The sequence below is a fragment of the Pseudomonas frederiksbergensis genome, from assembly GCF_035751725.1.
In the GTDB taxonomy this organism is placed as follows: domain Bacteria; phylum Pseudomonadota; class Gammaproteobacteria; order Pseudomonadales; family Pseudomonadaceae; genus Aquipseudomonas; species Aquipseudomonas frederiksbergensis_A.
Genome location: NZ_CP142104.1, coordinates 4,932,973 through 4,949,879, shown reverse-complemented (window position 1 = coordinate 4,949,879; position 16,907 = coordinate 4,932,973). Strand labels below are relative to the sequence as shown.

Annotated in this window: 9 protein-coding genes and 1 tRNA gene; 1 reads left to right on the top strand and 9 read right to left on the bottom strand. The window is 61.5% G+C overall.

Features of this window, described 5'->3' with window-relative positions; translation table 11 throughout:
• Nucleotides 1-76: 76 nt before the first annotated feature.
• Both VQ575_RS22145 and VQ575_RS22140 read right to left on the bottom strand, forming a co-directional pair.
• Nucleotides 77-153, bottom strand: a tRNA-Met gene (locus tag VQ575_RS22145).
• 103 nt (nucleotides 154-256) lie between these two features.
• Nucleotides 257-2,314, bottom strand: coding sequence for a methyl-accepting chemotaxis protein (locus VQ575_RS22140; RefSeq protein ID WP_039594554.1), 2,058 nt, complete (start codon nucleotides 2,312-2,314; stop codon nucleotides 257-259).
• Nucleotides 2,315-2,649: 335 nt separating this feature from the next.
• Between VQ575_RS22140 and VQ575_RS22135 the strand changes: the two genes are divergently transcribed.
• The gene (locus VQ575_RS22135) at nucleotides 2,650-3,867 is read left to right on the top strand and encodes an MFS transporter (protein ID WP_039594555.1); all 1,218 of its coding nucleotides are present in this window, start codon (nucleotides 2,650-2,652) and stop codon (nucleotides 3,865-3,867) included.
• Nucleotides 3,868-4,165: 298 nt separating this feature from the next.
• On the opposite strand, the gene VQ575_RS22130 is transcribed toward VQ575_RS22135, so the two are convergent.
• The 7 genes from VQ575_RS22130 to VQ575_RS22100 all read right to left on the bottom strand — a co-directional run bounded on the left by VQ575_RS22130 (nucleotide 4,166) and on the right by VQ575_RS22100 (nucleotide 16,557).
• Complete coding sequence (locus VQ575_RS22130; RefSeq protein WP_325918426.1) at nucleotides 4,166-7,495, bottom strand: ImcF-related family protein; 3,330 nt, start codon at nucleotides 7,493-7,495, stop codon at nucleotides 4,166-4,168.
• 9 nt (nucleotides 7,496-7,504) lie between these two features.
• On the bottom strand, nucleotides 7,505-8,794 hold the full coding sequence (locus tag VQ575_RS22125; protein WP_232916934.1) for a hypothetical protein: 1,290 nt from the start codon (nucleotides 8,792-8,794) through the stop codon (nucleotides 7,505-7,507).
• A complete protein-coding gene (locus tag VQ575_RS22120; RefSeq protein ID WP_232916935.1) occupies nucleotides 8,740-8,934 on the bottom strand; it encodes a PAAR domain-containing protein in 195 nt (64 codons plus the stop codon). Before VQ575_RS22120 ends, VQ575_RS22125 begins: the two co-directional genes overlap by 55 nt.
• Before the next feature lie 482 nt (nucleotides 8,935-9,416).
• Nucleotides 9,417-10,745 carry an SEL1-like repeat protein gene (locus VQ575_RS22115; RefSeq protein WP_411829919.1) on the bottom strand — a complete coding sequence of 443 codons (1,329 nt, stop codon included), beginning with the start codon at nucleotides 10,743-10,745 and terminating at the stop codon, nucleotides 9,417-9,419.
• A gap of 30 nt (nucleotides 10,746-10,775) precedes the next feature.
• The gene (locus VQ575_RS22110; RefSeq protein WP_325918425.1) at nucleotides 10,776-12,029 is read right to left on the bottom strand and encodes an SEL1-like repeat protein; all 1,254 of its coding nucleotides are present in this window, start codon (nucleotides 12,027-12,029) and stop codon (nucleotides 10,776-10,778) included.
• Nucleotides 12,029-13,843 (bottom strand): phospholipase D-like domain-containing protein, encoded by a 1,815-nt coding sequence (locus VQ575_RS22105; protein WP_325918423.1) that lies wholly within the window; start codon nucleotides 13,841-13,843, stop codon nucleotides 12,029-12,031. Before VQ575_RS22105 ends, VQ575_RS22110 begins: the two co-directional genes overlap by 1 nt.
• Nucleotides 13,840-16,557, bottom strand: coding sequence for a type VI secretion system Vgr family protein (locus tag VQ575_RS22100; RefSeq protein ID WP_325918422.1), 2,718 nt, complete (start codon nucleotides 16,555-16,557; stop codon nucleotides 13,840-13,842). Before VQ575_RS22100 ends, VQ575_RS22105 begins: the two co-directional genes overlap by 4 nt.
• Nucleotides 16,558-16,907 lie beyond the last annotated feature (350 nt).

Sequence of the window (16,907 nt, the reverse complement as noted above, 5' to 3'; positions counted from 1 at the left end):
CCCAGACACAAGAAAGCCCGCACTAGGCGGGCTTCTTGTTGTTCAAAGACGTTCGAAAACATCGTTGAACAGGACTTGGTGGCTACACAGGGACTTGAACCCCGGACCCCAGCATTATGAATGCTATGCTCTAACCAACTGAGCTATGTAGCCAAGTGGCGCGCATTATTCGCTGGTAACGAAGATGTGTCAAGCGTAAATCCAAAATATTTCTCTGCACTTTCAACCGCTTATCCATCCTCGTCACCAATGCCCGTCAACCGAGTTGAAATCTCCCTGTGTTTGCACTCAAGGCCTGGCTGCCTTGGCTCAAGGTGTCCGCCGCCAGGTTCACGGCGCGGGCGCCTTCCAGCAAGCGCATGGCCGCCTGATCGACCTGCTGGATATTGCCGCTGACTTCGTCGGCGGTGCTGGCCTGTTCATCCACCGCCGTGGCGATTTGCGCCAGGGTGTCGGTGACGCTCTGTACGGCACTGGCGATTTCCCCGAGGCGTTCGCCAAGGCCGGTGACGGCTTGCGCATCGGTCTGGGCCTGGCCGCAGGCCGCTTCCATCAGGCTGACGGCTTCGTTGACGGTGGCGCGCAGGCTATCGACGGTCCCGGCGATTTGCTGCGTGGAGGACTGGGTGCGTTGCGACAGGCTGCGCACTTCATCCGCCACCACGGCAAAGCCCCGGCCTTGTTCACCGGCACGGGCGGCTTCGATGGCGGCGTTGAGCGCCAGCAAATTGGTCTGCTCGGCCACGCCGCGAATGGTATCGACCACCAGCTGGATCTGTTGGCCCTGTTCACTGACCCGGCCCAAGGCAGCGGCGGTTTCGTTGAGTCGCTGGTTGAGCTGCTGGATACTTGCCGTGGTGCGTTGGCTGTCGCGACTGCTGTCGGCGGCGATGCGGCGGGTTTGCTGGGCGCTGTCTGACGCCTGTTCACAACTTTTCGCAACGCCTTGGGAGGTCGCGGCCAGTTGCGTCGCGGCGGCGGCAATCTGGCTGATTTGCATCTGCTGTGCCTCGACTTCGCCCAAGGCTCCGCTGGAGTGTGTATTGAGGATGCGCACGGCGTCGCTCAGTTGCAGCGTCTCGTGATCCACACCCAGCAGGCTGCTGCGCAACTGCACCACGGCGACATTGAGCGCGGTGCTGATCGCAGCCAGCTCGTCGCGCCCTTGCACCGGTACTTGCAGGCTGAGGTTTCCGTCACGCAGGGCTTCGGCCAACAGCGTAATGCCACTGGCGCTGCGGCGAATGGAGGCCTGCAGGCAGATGAAGAGGTACAGCGCGGCCAGCAACAGGCAGCCAAGCACCATGGCGACCAAGGTGAACTGGCGGATCGCCGAGCCATGGTAGTGGTCCAGCCGGGTGTCCAGGGCCACCAGCGATTGTTGCCGCAAAGTCGCCAGGTCAACGAGAAGGGCATCCATGAGTTTCTCGAAGCCTTCCGGTTTGAGACTGATGGAGCCGCCGAACACGCCGTCATCCAGCGTTTTCAAACCGCCGTCCAGGTTCTTGAGGCTGCCTTGGAATTGGCCGGCCCAGGTCTGCAATTCGCTGGGCAGGCGTGTTTCCAGCAGCGCACCGGTCTTGACCAATTGATCCCGGGCGTCGCCGATGCGGCTACGCAAGTCGCGCAGTTGCAGGCGGCTCTGCAAGGTGAATTGGCCTGACACCACCGAGGCTTGGCCAACGCTGGCCAGGCGGCCGACACGTTCGATCAGATCAGGGGTCTGCTGGGTCGAGATTTGCGTCAGCAGGTAGGTTTCCAGCCAGGAAGCAAGCGTCAGGCGATTGTCCATGACGATCTGTTCGCGCAACGCTTGCAAGGCGCTGAGGGCTGCGGTGAAACGATCGTAGCCGTCCGGCCACCAGCCTACGGTGCCCAGGCTCTTGGAGTCCAGGCCGTTGAGGCTGGCCTGCAAGGTCTGATAGCGGGCGAGGGTGTCGGCTTCGGCGCCTTCGGCCTGCAGCGTCGCGCCAAGATCATTGGCGGCCTGGTTGAGTGCCGGTTGCACCGCATCGAACGCGGCCATGGCGGCGAGCGTCGCGGGGGTAGGTTGTCGATTGGTCTCCGTGGCCCGCCAGCGCGCCGCGCGGTTGCGCTGGGCGGCGAGCAGGTTGTCCAGGTTGTCCAAGGCCAGTAACTGGCGGACACCGGCGCGCTCCACGGAAATCAGGTTGAGCTTGTCGCGATAATCCTGGCCAATGAGCCACAAGCTGCCCATGAGCGGCAGGATGAACAACAGGAACAACAATTGGAATTTACGGGCGAAACCAAAATGCCCCAGCAACCGGATGCCCGGTGATAGAAAAGCCTGCATGCCCATACTCCCCTGGACACCCGTGCACTAATTCTGTGCGTTTTTACACAAGTGCCGAAACGGGTGCCCTTTCAAAAGGCCTCGAAAGCTTGTCCAGGCTGGCTCTGTAGGCCTGCTCTGTAGCGAAACTTCCCATTCTCGGTCCCCTTTGTAAGGGGCCGCGTCGTAAAGCATTTACAAGGCAAGATTCAGACCATGGCGTTGCGCTATCACCTTGGTTTGCCGACTATTTTTTATAGGTCGATAGCAAGCTAAGGGGATAGCCTTGTCGCACTGAAAAATGGCACATTGGCGCACCTGCCCGTGTGCTCCCACCTGCCGTCTGGAAACCTCCCATGGCTATCCGCAATACCCAGGCCGACGCGACGTCCATTTCCGCCACGCCCCAAAGCAGCCCGTTGGTCATGCGCATCATTGGTGCGGTGGCGCTGGCCCACTTGATCAACGACCTGATCCAGGCCGTGCTGCCTTCCATCTACCCGATGCTCAAGGACAGCTACGGCCTGACCTTCACCCAGGTTGGCTTGATCACACTCACGTTCCAGTTGACCGCATCTTTGTTGCAGCCTTGGGTCGGCTATCACACCGACCGTCATCCCAAGCCCTGGCTGTTGCCGGCCGGGACGGTGTGCACGCTGATCGGTATTGTGATGATGTCCATGGTCGGCAGCTTTGCCTTGATCCTGCTGGCGGCTGCCTTGATCGGCATCGGCTCGTCGACCTTCCACCCCGAGGCATCGCGGGTCGCGCGACTGGCTTCCGGTGGCCGTTATGGCCTGGCGCAGTCGACCTTCCAGGTGGGCGGGAACGCCGGCTCCGCATTCGGCCCGCTGCTGGCCGCGGCGATCATCATTCCCTATGGGCAAGGCAACGTGGCCTGGTTCGGCTTGTTCGCGCTGTTTGCCTTGTTCGTGCTGTACCGCATCAGCCGTTGGTATGCCAATCACCTGAACCTGTTCAAGCTCAAGCAAGGCCAGGCGGCAACCCACGGCTTATCCAAGGGGCGGGTCATGAGTGCTTTGGTGGTGCTTGGCCTGTTGGTGTTCTCGAAGTATTTCTACATGGCCAGTTTCACCAGTTACTTCACCTTCTACCTGATCGAAAAGTTCGACCTGTCAGTGGCGTCTTCCCAACTGCACTTGTTCCTGTTCCTTGGCGCGGTGGCGGCGGGGACCTTTTTCGGCGGCCCGATCGGCGACAGGATCGGGCGCAAGGCGGTGATCTGGTTCTCGATCCTCGGCGTGGCGCCATTCACCCTGATCCTGCCTCATGTCGACCTGCTGTGGACCAGCATCCTCAGCGTGGTGATCGGCTTCATCCTGGCCTCTGCGTTCTCTGCCATCGTCGTGTACGCCCAGGAACTGGTGCCGGGCAATGTCGGCATGATCGCCGGCGTATTCTTTGGCTTGATGTTCGGTTTCGGTGGGATTGGTGCTGCGTTGCTGGGGCATCTGGCAGACGTTCGCGGCATCGAATACGTGTATTGGTTGTGCTCGTTCCTGCCGTTGCTTGGGGTGTTGGCGATCTTTTTGCCCAAGACAAAGAAGGCTTGAACAGCCTCGAGCCAGCGTGCTCGGTGGTTCCTGGGATCACCGAGTTGCTGGCGGCCAGTGCGGGTGCGCTATTTGCCCGAGCAACCCGCCGGCAGCGCCATTGTCGATGGCGGGGGGGCCTTAGGGGGACGCCGGTATTATTGGGCTGCATTGGTCTGGTATTTACCTTGGTCGGATTATTGGAAGCCACCGGCAAACGCGGTCGCGCAGCTCATTCACTTAAAGGACTTTGAACGCATGAGCAGGCGGGTCCTGCGAGGCTTGGCGGGGGTAAACGCTCTCGCCACCGCATGTATGCCTATCCTTCCGCCGCGCCACGCCCCTCCAGAAATATCCGCCCCGGCAACGTAAACCCGCGTAACTTGAGCAACGTCATCGGCCCGGCATCCAGTTCGGTGCGCAGGTGCCAGGTCAGGCCCAGGCCATCGGGGGCCTTGAGCACCATGCGATAGCGGCTGTCGCCATCGTCCAGCGGCGTGAACTTGGCCTGTTCCAGCAAGCGGATCAGGCCCCAGGTGCCGGCGTAGTCGGCGAACAGTCGTTCGCCGGTGTGGACGCTGGTCCAGGTCAGGCTGACCCCGGGATAATCGCTGCGCCCCGGCCAGCCGAAGCGCTGCCAGCGTTCCTTCTGGTTGAAGTACTCATGTTTTTCGCCATTGAGGATGAACGTGGTCTGCACCACATCGCGCACACCTTTGCCACTCAGTTCGAAGCTCAACCCCAGGCCGCCATCGGTGTAGAGCACGTCGGCCAGGTCGCTCAGTTGATTGACCGCCGCCAGGAACTGCGGGTTGACCCGCAAGCCACGGCCATGGCGCGGGTCGGCCACCCAGCGGTTGCCCTCCTTGCGCAGCACGCCGCTCAACTGACTGTGCAGGAAGCGCTCGATGCGCCCCGTGTCGGCGCGGATCATCTGCCCCAACATCGGCAACGAAGCATCGCTGGCAGTCGCGGCAAACGGATAACGCCCGGCGAAGGCCGCGTTCCAATGCCCGACGATCGAGCGCTGCCACTGGCTGTTAAGGCCCGCCACCGACGGTTGCAGCACCCGCTGCCAGGCCTGTTCCAGCGGCTGCACGAACAGCATTTCGCCAACGCCGGCCCATTGCGCACCCAGGCTCGCCGCCATCAACCGGCCATAGGACTGGGTATCGGTCAGGTCGATGTCACGGCCCTGGAACACGGTTTGCGCCAGCGCCTGGGTCATTTCCATGGGGTCGCTGGCGGTGCTGATCTGTTGCAGCTTCAGGCGCACGCGGGTCACTTGGGTGAGGTAGGCCTGCAGGTTCAAATTATCAGTGCCGCCCTTGAGCAGGGTCAGCAGCGGTCCGAAAGTGGCGTCCAGCGGTCCACCTGGAAAATCCACCAGTGGGTCGATCAGCGGCGCCGTGTCCGGCCCGATCAGTTTGTGTGCGGACTTCATCAACGAGTCGCTGAGGGCCGGTGCGCGAGTGCCGGCTTGCCCTTGATAGGCCAGGGTGTTGAGCAGCGCGATCAGCGGCGATTGACGCACATCGCCCATCAGCGTCAGCTGGTCGATCACCGCGTCCAGGCTTTTCGGTTCACGGGTGCGCAGGCTGTTGAGGAACACCAGCCAGGCGCTGGCGTAGTCCTGGAAATAGCGCTCGGTCAGGCGCGTCTTGAGCTCGTGCGGCGTCAACCGGGCATCGACCCCGCCGGGCCTGTCGCTGAGCACCCAGTCGATTTCCTCTCGCCGCGCCTGGGCGATCTCGTCGATGGCCCGGCGCACCTGGCCCTCCCAGGCCTGGCGTGTGAACACCCCCGGCACGCTGGCCTTGCTGGAAAACAGCCCGGCAGCCTCGGTGTCGCCGACCATTTGCGCCAGGCCCAGGGCCGGGTAATGCTGGGCCGCGTCGTCCAGCACCTGTTGATACAGGCTGGCCTCGGCGTTGCGCTGGCCCAACTGGTCGAGCAACGCCTGGCGCACCTGCGCCACCAACCGAGGGTCGGCCTCGATGCGCCAGTCGGGGTGCGCGGCCAGTTGCTCGGCGTAGAACTGCCAGACGTTGGCCGCCACCGTTCGCCAGAGCGCGGGGGACACGCCCTCCCGGGTGGGTTCGGCATGGGCAAGCGTCTTGACCAGAAGATCCGCCTCGGCTTTTTCCGGGCGCGCCATCATCAGGTACGCCTTGAGCTGATCATAGGCAACCGCCGAGCGCTCGACGCGCTGGGGACTGCCCGGCGCCAGCTTGACCAACGCCTCCAGCTGCTCGCGCAAGCGTGCCGCCGCCGGATCCCGCACCAGGCGCTTATTGGCCTCGACATAACGTGGCCAGAGCGTTTCGAGCAGCTGGGGGTTGCGGTTCAAGCCAAAGCGCTGATACCAAGGTGCACCGTATACGGCGCGGTGATCCAGGCGCGCCAGCACTTGGACCAGTTCATTGAGCGCCAGCAATTGTGCCTCCGGGGTCGATGCCTGTTGCAACGCCGTCGACACGGCCTGCACCTGGACGATCTGCGCCCGGTTGCTGACGAACGACAGCACCATTCCCGCGCCCCACATCACCGCCAACCCCAGGAACAGCCCGTAGGCGACTCGCGGTGCACGCCAGCCCAGGCGAGCGCCGACGGCCTTGTCGCGCTGCACGCCATGCCACGCCGGATCCGGCCACCAGAAGTGCTCGATCTCGCCACTGTCAGTGGCGCGCAACGGCTGGCTGAACCACACCCCGCGCAGCAGCAACCCAGGGTTGAAACCACTCAACAACGGTGCCAACGCCTGCCGCCAACGGGCGATGCCATTGGCCTGCAAATCCCGGGACAAGCGCAGCAGGAAATCGTGGTGCATCTGCTTCTTGAGCTTCATCTGCGCAATGCCCTGGTGACGCAGCGGCTCGACCAGTTCCTCCAGACAATCCTCCAGCATCGCTGGCGTCACCTTGGCCGGCAACAGACAACCCACCGGCTGGCTTTCGCGACCCTCCTGGGACCATGCGTTCTCGCACACCTGCCACAGGTGCAACGGCAACTGCCGACGTGCCCGCCGCGCCAGCTCCTGCAAATGCCGCAACCCCTTGTCCAGCGCCACGGCATCGGCGCTTTGCTCCGGGGTCAGCGCCCAGACCACGCCATCCAATGCGCGCCCACGACGCAGGCCGAGCCACTGATCCAGCAGTGGGCTTTCCAGCGTTTCCTGGAGGCTGCCGCCCCAAAGCAGCACAGTGCGCTGGCCTTCGAGCCATTTCTTCTTCGCCAGGTGCGGGGCGATGGCGGTGATCTCGGTGGGTTCGCCGACGATGAGCAGGAGGCGGGTTTTGTGGCGCCAGAGGGGGCCGTATAGGTGGCGGAGGTAATTACGCAGTCCGTTCGATGCATCTTCGTTTACCGAGTGGGGTTCGGCCTTATCGACAGCCGGGCCATTGTCCGTCTGATACGTTCGGTAAGCCGAACGTCCCATCACATAGCCTAGAAAATGGAAACCGCCCAGGTACAACGCCGCTAGCAGGGCCATTGCGGATATGCCCAGCAACCAGAGCGCCTGATGGTCGCTGCCAGCCTGAATGCCCAGCCATTGGGGGTAACGCCACACCATGGCGCCCATGATCGCGTTGATCAGCAACAGACCGCTGGCCACCGCCCACACGACTATAAAACTTCGCAGCTGCATTCGAATGTCCTATTCCGATAATGAAGGCGCAGGCGTCAACGCCATGCTCCAAAGCCTGGAGTCAGCGCAACCATTGCCGCTAAAAATAAACTGCGCCCCCGAGCCCACCTGGATGGCTTGCGTCGCCGCGACAATCGCCAGCCATGGCGAGACTTTGCCTGGGTTCCCCAACGCCGCGTCCAAATCACGAAGCCCTTGTGCATGCAGCATCGGTATCGTTAGTTGGTGTGAAACGCTGGTCAGGGCTGCATGACGTTGTGCATTCACACCAGCTAGCCAGACGTGCCGGATCGACTCAGCCTCCAACGGTACCCAGGCAAGCGCCTGCGTTGCGGCATCACCCAATGCGTCGGAACAAGGTTGCCGCTCCTGTTCCGGTCGATGAAGAAACGCGATCGGCGCCAAGATGGTTTGTGCCAGGGGATTGCCCAGGAGCAAACCGGCGACCACTTCCGCCGTGCCTTCCGGTTGTCGCGGCGCAAATTGCAACGCGATGACCAGCAACACGGCCCGCTCATCGAAGCGCTGGTCGAGCCATTGGTCCAACGCATCCAAACCATCGCCTTCGAGGGAGACCGGCACCTGGCGGATGGCCGACGCTTGCCATGCCTGCGCCCATGTCCGATCCCACGCTGGGCCCGACAAGCCGGTATCGCCGGCCAACAACAACGCCAGCGGTGTATGGGGCGGCAGTTGCGCCAAGGTGGGGGCCAGCTCGCCAAGTAACTGTTGCAACGTACGCAGCAACACCGGTTCGAGCTCTTCAGCCGCATCGCCCGGTAGACGGCTGTGGCATGACGACGACGAGGCGAGCCTCGAAGGTTGCATTCTCTGCACCTTGATGCCGCTCTGCAAAGCCTCCAGTTGTACCGCCGGTTCTTCGCCTGGGGCGCGCAAGGCGGTGTGCAGGTCTACATTCAACACCCTTAGAAAACGACGTCCTTGACGGGTTTTCTGGAATAAATCCTCTTCGCGTGCCTGGTCCCAGCCATCGGCCACCGCTCGTTCGCCGAGATACAGCAACGCCCGCCCGAACCCCAGGGCACACCACCCCAGGAAGGGCACACCCAAGGTCAGGCTCCAGAAAATCTCAGGCTTCTGATGTAACGCTTCGGGGTTGAACGACACCATGCCCCCAGCGCCGAGCAGCAAACAAAACGCCAATAACCCGAGCCACCGCCAAGCGCGGGGGCGCGCAGGCCTGGGTGCCAAGGCCGGCACGTCTTCCATTCGGACCGGCATGATCAACGTGCCCTCGCGCCAGGCATCGACGAAATCAGCGCACAACCACAGGCGCAACGATGACCGTCAAAAGCCACCGGCACACCATTGTCTTTGAATGTAGGGTGACCTTCGGCGATGACCGTCCGGCCGTGACCTGGAGTCGGGCAGTCCACTGGATCGCCTACCCGAGCGACCCCGATGCCACCGAATTTCATGACGGTTGAGCCTGATCGGACGGTACCGTCTCCGGTCGTTTTATCGCCGATTCGGATGATGTTTTTCATGTCGTTTTCCTTGTTCAATAAAGCCCGTCCATGGGCAGAGTTCGGTACAGTCCAGTTGACTGATGCCTTTTACGTCTCAACCACAAACTGCGTTTGCTAAGTCATCCGTCAATATCCAGTCCACCATTTCTGGGCCGACTGTCACGCTTTCCCGCGTGCTATTACGACGATGACGATGAGTCACGGGTAATCTCCTGTCCGTCCTGCAACACCAGCCGTGCCGGCTCCACGCCTTTGAAGTCAATCAAATAGCACTGACTGTCGATGATGCAGTTGATCGTTACTCTATCCAGGGAGCAGGTCACGTCAGATTTCAATAGGTCTTTAAATAGCGTCGGACGTTTCAAAGCTCGACACAGCACGGTCGGTGGATGGCCTTCCATGCCGCATGCCTGTCACGCAAAAACCGAAGATCATCCATGGAACATCCACTCAACCTTTTCCGGGCCAACTGTCTCCCGATCCGGGAGCAGGAAACGGCTTTCCCATTTGCGTACGTTTAGTGTTGGCAGGATCTCGCCCTGTTCGAAGCGGCGGATGACGTCGTACGCGCCGGCGATCCAGTAGCCGGTATGCGGGCAGGCCTGGCCGCTGTGGCAGGTCGGTGCGGGTTGGGGGATCGTGATGAACGCAGGTGAGCGGGGCGTGGGCCTGCCGGTGGCGGGTTCGAGACCTTTGGCCTCGGCCAGCTCGCGGATCAGTGCCTCGCTGGGTTTCTGCGGCGGGACATTGGCCAGGCGGGCTTCGAGCCATTGGAGTTTGCCGTCCCACTCGGGCAGTTCGGCGGGTGGCAAGGGGAGAATTTCGTTGATTTCGGGAACGGTGGGGTTGGCGTAGGAATACCTCGCCAGGATTCGCCAGATTGTTTTGTAGCGCTTGGCGCGTTCGAGGTCTTCTTGTTGGCCGAGGTAGTGCAGCTTATCGGTAATGGGATGAGCCCTAAATGCTTCTTCCAACCAACCGGCCGAGGCTTCATCACCAGCAACCATTCCTAATTGGAATGCCTCTATGGCCTGTTGATACAGACCCTTGTTTTTAAGGTTGATGCCTAAAGCCACGGCTGCTTCGCCATTACCTTGCTCAGCAGCGCAACGACGCATCTGGCGGGCAACGTCCGGCGCAACGTCGCTGGGTGCCAGCCTATCGCCAACAAGATACTGGGCTTGGGCGTTGCCCTCATCGGCCGCCTTACGGAAGTAACGCAACGACATGTCGGCGTCCTGTCGCAACCCCGCCGAGCCCTGTTGCAGGAAAATCCCTATGAAGTAGTAACCCGTCGCCACGCCTGCATCGATTAATTGTTGGCTCATACGCAAATGCTGGGCGCCCCTGAGCTCGAAACGACCGCGCATTGCTCCGTTCTGCAGATTGATATTGGCTTTGAAATGGCCGTTCTCGGCGGCGATGCGATACAGCCGTTCAATCTCGGCATCAACGGTTTTGTCCTGCTTGAGCTGGTTGTTCTTTTGCAACCAACGGGCGTATTGAAACAGCACGTCACTTTCAGCGGACGGCGCGGGGATCGTTTCGTGTTGGCAGGTGAAGGCCAGCTTGGCCTCGATCTCGGTTAAAGCCTTCACGGAAGGGGCCTTCTTGGGAAAATTAAAAGCGTCACCGGTGCCGCAAGCGGCCAGCGGCAGGCAGGCCAGTAGAAGAATCCAGCGCATCATTTGAAGTCCTTGAGTAACGTGGCTTTGGTGTAATGAAGCTCCACACAGCACGGCCAGTGCATGGCTTTCCATATCGCATGCCAATCACGCAGAAACCGAAGATCATCCATGGAACATCCACTCAACCTTTTCCGGGCCAACTGTCTCCCGATCCGGGAGCAGGAAACGGCTCTCCCATTTGCGTACGTTTAGCGTTGGCAGGATCTCGCCCTGTTCGAAGCGGCGGATGACGTCGTACGCGCCGGCGATCCAATAACCGGTATGCGGGCAGGCCTGGCCGCTGTGGCAGGTCGGTGCGGGTTGGGGGATCGTGATGAACGCAGGTGAGCGGGGCGTGGGCCTGCCGGTGGCGGGTTCGAGACCTTTGGCCTCGGCCAGCTCGCGGATCAGTGCCTCGCTGGGTTTCTGCGGTGGGACGTTGGCCAGGCGGGCTTCGAGCCATTGGAGTTTGCCGTCCCATTCAGGCAGTTCGGCGGGTGGTAACGGGAGGATTTCGTTGATTTCGGGAACGGTGGGGTTGGCGTAGGAATACCTCGCCAGGATTCGCCAGATAGTTTTGTAGCGTTCGGCGCGTTCGAGGTCTTCTTGTTGGCCGAGGTAGTACAGCTTATCGGTAATGGGATGAGCCCTAAATGCTTCTTCCAACCAACCGGCTGAAGCATCATCACCAGCAGCCACCCCTATTTGGAATGCCTCAATCGCTTCTTGGTATTGCCCCTTTCCTTGAAGATTGATACCAAGAGCGACGGCGGCCTTGCCATGACCCTGTTCGGCCGCGCAACGGCGCATCTGCCGGGCAATGTCCGGCGCAATGTCGCTTGGTGCCAGCTTATCGCCAACAAGATACTGAGCTTGAGCGTTACCCTGATCGGCTGCCTTACGGAAGTAACGCAACGACATGTCGGCGTCCTGTCGCAACCCCGCCGAGCCCTGTTGCAGGAAAATCCCTATGAAGTAGTAACCCGTCGCCACGCCTGCATCGATTAATTGTTGGCTCATACGCAAATGCTGGGCGCCCCTGAGCTCGAAACGACCGCGCATGGCGCCGTTCTGCAGATTGATATTGGCTTTGAAATGGCCGTTCTCGGCGGCGATGCGATACAGCCGTTCAATCTCGGCATCAACGGTTTTGTCCTGCTTGAGCTGGTTGTTCTTTTGCAACCAGCGCGCGTATTGGAACAGCACATCGCTCTCGTCGGACGGTGCAGGGATCGTTTCGTGTTTGCAGGTAAAGGCCAGCTTGGCCTTGATCTCGGTTAGAGGTTTCACGGAAGGGTCCTTCTTCGGGAAATTAAAAGTGCCACTGTTGCCGCAAGCGGCCAGCAGCAGGCAAGACAGCAGGAGGATTCGATGCATCAGTCGAGGTCCTTCAGGACGGCTTTGTCGTAATAAAACTCGACAAGTGGAGCCTCGGGCACCCCATTTTCTTTATCAGCCTGGCGGTCTTTGTTCTTGTTGATAATCTTCTCCCAAGCCCTAAATGCCTCCTCCGGATCATCCTGCGATCCCTTATCACCGGTATGCAGATCCCACAACCGCCGCCGCAACGCCTGGGTCACGCTCATCCACTCATGGGCAATGTTCAGCTCGCTGTCCACCTGCATGCTGCGGGTGTTGATGTTGGCCGAGCCATGGGTGGTGAATACGTCGTTGATGATCATCAGCTTGGAGTGGATGTACACCGGCATCCAGGGTTTGCCCGCCGGTGAATCGGGGGCGACCAGCGAGCAGATGTGAACCTTCAGGCCGGGTATTTCCTCCGGCAGGACGGTGCTGTCCATGATCTCTTGTGTCTGCCGGTCAAGCTCGGCCTGCCATTGGGCCAGCTCCCTTTGGCCCTCCCGGTCACGCGGTTCCGGGCGGGGCCTGGGCGGGGCTTTCTGTTGCATTTTTTGAACGCGCCGCAGTTTGGTGACGCCGGGGATGGTGTTGGCGCGCCCGAGGCTTTCGAGCATGCGTTGGGTGTTCACGGTGCCGGCGCCGATGCCATCGTCGGTGGCGTTGGTGATCACGAACAGGTGCAACGCGCCGTGCAGGCCGGGATCGCGCCCGCCCTGGGTCTGGGTGGCGGCGACTGATTTGATGAATTCGGCCAGCGGTGGCCAGCGGAAATACTGGTTTTCGATGTAGATGAACTGCGTCGCGTTGTTGACGGCTTGCATGTAGAGCCGCTCGATGTCGCGTTTGCCCGCCTGGGGTTGGGTGCGCAGGATCTGCGCCATTTGCGGCATGCCGTGGGTGCGCAGTTGCGGCCCGACCTTCATGGATTGGCGCGAAGCGAGCAGGTCTTCGCCGGTTTCCTTGCGCCAGGCAGCGGCGAAGTTATGGTGCAGGTGTTCCAGGATCGGCCCGCTGAGCTGGCAGGAAATATCCTGGCGCGGCGTATCGCCGCGCGGGCCACGGTTGGGGGCGGGTTTGCTGTCCTGGCTTCGGTTCAGTGCCGAATGGTTGTCCGTGTCCCAGTACTCGTCGAGCATGTTGTGGCCCATGATGAAACCGACCGCGCAGTCCGGTAACTCATAGTCGACCAGCACGCTTTTCTGGTGGTGGGTGGCCGTCCACCTCAGCGTTTGGCGCATCTTGGTACTGATTTCGCTGTCGAGGCTCGCGTATTTCACCCAGTGGGCGATCTCGCCCCGTTCATCCAGGTTGAAGCCGCGACTGACAAACACCGGCAGTCTTCCGCTGGCGGCACGTTGCGCGGCCTCGTGGTCGGCGACTGCACAGGTCGCAAACCACTGGCGATCGAAGGCGTACTGCTCTTCGGTGGCGCGTTGCATCACCCGGTCCATGAGCCGGATCGAGCCTTTGCCGGGCAAATTGGCCTCACCGGCAAAGCCGGCGGTATTGAACGGCATTTCCCAGCCCAGCAACCGTACCTCGACGCCTGCCCGTGCCTTGGCCATGAGCAGTTCGCCAATGCTCGGCGCCTTGCCGTCGCGGATGAAATACATCGACGGCTGGAAGCCCCAGCAGATGATGTCGATGCTCTTTTGGGCCTGGGCAATGGCCTGGTGCACGGCGGTGAAGGTTTCCTCGCCATTGATCAGCGCTTGATAGCTGGCGATCACCGGATGGTATTCAGTGAACTGGACGTACCACGGCAGGGAGCAAACGGCTTCGTTGGTGTACTTTAAGCAAATGGGCACCACGATCTCTGGCAAATTCATGGGTTGGTTTCTTCCTTGGCTGGGTGAGGGCCATCCATCAGGACGGCATACAGTGCACGGTGATCCGTGTGCGTAGAGGGTGCGGTCAATTCGGCGTCGGTCTGTGTGCGGTGGTTATGCAAACCACGGTTGGCCAGGTGCGCCTGCTCGGCATTGCGGTACTCGGTGGGGACCGGTAGTTGGTAGGTCATGCCGTTGGCCAATGTCAGTTGGTAGCCGCTTGTGACGACCTGATGGTCGATCTGCACCGCCCCGCTTGCATTGAGCACGCCTTGTTGAAGAGGCACGCCATCGGCCGAAAGCGTGTAAGGCATGCCTGCCGAACCTCGACCTGACGCATTGGGCGCTTGTGGTATTTGCAGGCGCAGAGGCTGTTTGGATAAGCGCTGCGGGTAGTCCGGGTGTGCGGCCTTCATGCTGGCAGCGCCTTGCACATATTCGAAATTCGCCGACTTCACGACAAAATCCCCCCGCGTCCCCGACTCGATGAGGCCCTCATCCAGCGTGATGTAGCTGCCGCCTGCGTTGAGGGTGATTTTCTTTTTCGCGACGATGCGGATTTCGTCCTCGGTGCTGCTGATGTCCAGCCCGTGACGGGCCATCAGTTCCAACCGGTCGTTCTGCGCCTGCACCATCACCGGCCCCTGGTTGGCGATCAGCTTGAGGCCCAGCTTGCGCACGAACAGGCTCATCCCCTGGCCCACGCCGATGAACAGGCGCTTGACCACGCTGAGGTCGGCCTGGCCGCCGGCGTTGAGCATCAGGTTGTGTTGCGCGGCAAGTTGCAGGTGCTTGCCGCTGGTCAGCGCGATGCCTTGGGGCGCGCTGAGCAGCAGGACGGAGGTCTTGAGCTGTTCGAGGTCTTGCCTGAGCAACGCCAGTTGCGCTTGCACGTCGGCGGGTTCGACCTGGCTCGCCTGCGCGTCGCTGGAGAGGCTGTCCAGCTGATCGACGGCCTGCTGCAACCGGTCTGTCGCCGCGCTCATTTCCAGCACGTCACCCTTGGCCTTGGCCTGCTCATCGGCACTGATAAACACCCCGTTGCCACCGCGAATCGCCCCCCAGCCATCGGTGCGCAACTCAAATCCTTCGCCACGCTTGTTCCGCTCGGCATCCACCAGGTGCCCCAGGTTCAGCTGGCTCTTGCCGCTGTGTTCGGTGCTGAGCTTGATGTGTTCCTGCCCGCGGGTGTCGTCCAGGCGCAGTTTGTTGTTGGTCGGGGTGCGCAGGACGTTGCGGCGTTCGTTGCGGGCGGTGACCGGGTCCGGGTGGCGGTCATCGTGCAGGGCGTGGGCGATGTACGGGCGGTCGGGGTCGCCGTGCTCGAAGGCGATCGCCACTTCGGTGCCGGCCTGCAGCGGGAAGTGCAGGCCGTGGGTGTCGCCGCCGTAGGGCCGGGCCAGGCGCAGCCAGGCGCTTTCGCGGCCGGCTTGCCAGGTGTCGCGGTCGAACAGGAAGCGCACTTTGTAGCGGCCTTCGAAGTCGAGGTCGGCGTACGGCGGGTTGACTTCCGGGTGGCTGACGCGGGCGGGGATGGTGCCGCTCATACGCGGCTTGGGCAGCAGCGCCGGGCGAAAGCACACGGTTTCCGAATAGGGGATGGCCTGGAACGTGGCGATGAAGCTGCGGTCGCGGGCCGCTTCGGTGCGCAGGCTGACGATCACCGCGCCGGGCTCGAACGCCTTGGGTGCGCCGCCGGTGATTTCGAGCCGCTGCGCCGTGGCCAGGGTGGCGCTGCTGGTGGTGCCGCTGAGGCGGGTCTGGTCGTTGAGGTAGCGTTCGTGGTGCAGGCGGGCGTAGAAGAAACCGCTTTCGCTTTGCAGGTCTTCGTCCAGGGCGTAGCGCTCGCCCAGCACCGTGTAGGGCTCGGCGTAGTGATAGGCCTCGCCGTAGGTGCCCTTGGCGCCCCGGGTGTGGTCGACTTCGCCGTCCAAAAAGGCATAGGCCTCGCGGTGATGGTAGGCGCGAAAGTTGATGTTTTGTTCCACCACCTGGTGGGCGGTCTGCAGGTTCCAGACCGCGTCCTGCCCATCGGCGGTCAAGCCGGATGGCGGGCGACACGGCAGCTTGATGCCGCGCTGGTAGTGCCGCTGGTCGTCGTGAAATTCCACCACGTCGATGTGCAGGCGATCGTCGCTGGTGATGCGATACCAGATGCCGACCTCGGCCAGCAGGCGCTCGATGAAGGCCAGGTCGCTCTCGTCGTATTGCATGACCTGTTCACGCCGGGGGTACTGGCGCACCAGGTTGAAATAGAACTCCTCGCCCAGGTAAGCGTGGCGCTTGCGCATGATCTGCTCGACGATTTCCGGCACCGACTGGTACTGGTAGATCCGAAATTGCTTGCCGCGCCCGAGCAGCGCAAAACGCGGTTGCAGGGTGATTTCGTAGCGGGCTTCGTCGTTGGAGCCGGACAGTCGCTTGAAGTCTGTGACGATGCCGTGGAAGGAACGCAGCGGTTTGATCACCGGCGGCGTGAAGCCCTTGGGTGTCGGCGGTGGCGGCACGGGGTACAGGTCGAAATAACCCCAGCGGTTGAGCAGGTCGGTGGCCGCCAGGTCGCGCTCGGTGCAGGTGAATTCGATGCGGTAGTGGTAAGGACGACTCAGGTGCTCTTCGCCGACGAAGGCCAGGACGTCGAGATGGGCGTTGAGTTTGGATACTCGCAGGGTGTGGCGGCTGTGGTCGAAGAAGGTTGGGAATGGGTTAGGCATGTCGAAGGTCGCCCTGGATACCACGCTCATGGTGCGTGGTGTGTTGTCGAGGGGAACCAGAGTGGCGCAGGGCGAAGGGCAGATACCATAGGTAAACCGCCTGTTCTGAATATTCAGAAGCATCCTATAACGGGGCTTTCCTATTCCTTAGGACGTTGCCTACATATCGCCGATTGCCTGGGGAAATAACTGGGCAGGGGAGGGTTAGTAGCCATCTGTCGTCCTCCCCCAGCCAGAAGTGAACTTGCCGCTCGCTGAGGTCTCCGAGCAGAAGGACCATCCAGCCTGCTGGCGACTACAAGCCATCGGTCCAGCCGCTGATGGGGCAGCGCACAAAGCGTTTTGGCTCT

What these genes read in the sequence shown, in the direction of transcription:
- VQ575_RS22140 (WP_039594554.1), bottom strand. Translation starts at nt 2,314, where the DNA reads ATGCAGGCTTTTCTATCACCGGGCATCCGGTTGCTGGGGCATTTTGGT.
- VQ575_RS22135 (WP_039594555.1), top strand. Translation starts at nt 2,650, where the DNA reads ATGGCTATCCGCAATACCCAGGCCGACGCGACGTCCATTTCCGCCACG.
- VQ575_RS22130 (WP_325918426.1), bottom strand. Translation starts at nt 7,495, where the DNA reads ATGCAGCTGCGAAGTTTTATAGTCGTGTGGGCGGTGGCCAGCGGTCTG.
- VQ575_RS22120 (WP_232916935.1), bottom strand. Translation starts at nt 8,934, where the DNA reads ATGAAATTCGGTGGCATCGGGGTCGCTCGGGTAGGCGATCCAGTGGAC.
- VQ575_RS22115 (WP_411829919.1), bottom strand. Translation starts at nt 10,745, where the DNA reads ATGGAAAGCCATGCACTGGCCGTGCTGTGTGGAGCTTCATTACACCAA.
- VQ575_RS22110 (WP_325918425.1), bottom strand. Translation starts at nt 12,029, where the DNA reads ATGCATCGAATCCTCCTGCTGTCTTGCCTGCTGCTGGCCGCTTGCGGC.
- VQ575_RS22105 (WP_325918423.1), bottom strand. Translation starts at nt 13,843, where the DNA reads ATGAATTTGCCAGAGATCGTGGTGCCCATTTGCTTAAAGTACACCAAC.
- VQ575_RS22100 (WP_325918422.1), bottom strand. Translation starts at nt 16,557, where the DNA reads ATGCCTAACCCATTCCCAACCTTCTTCGACCACAGCCGCCACACCCTG.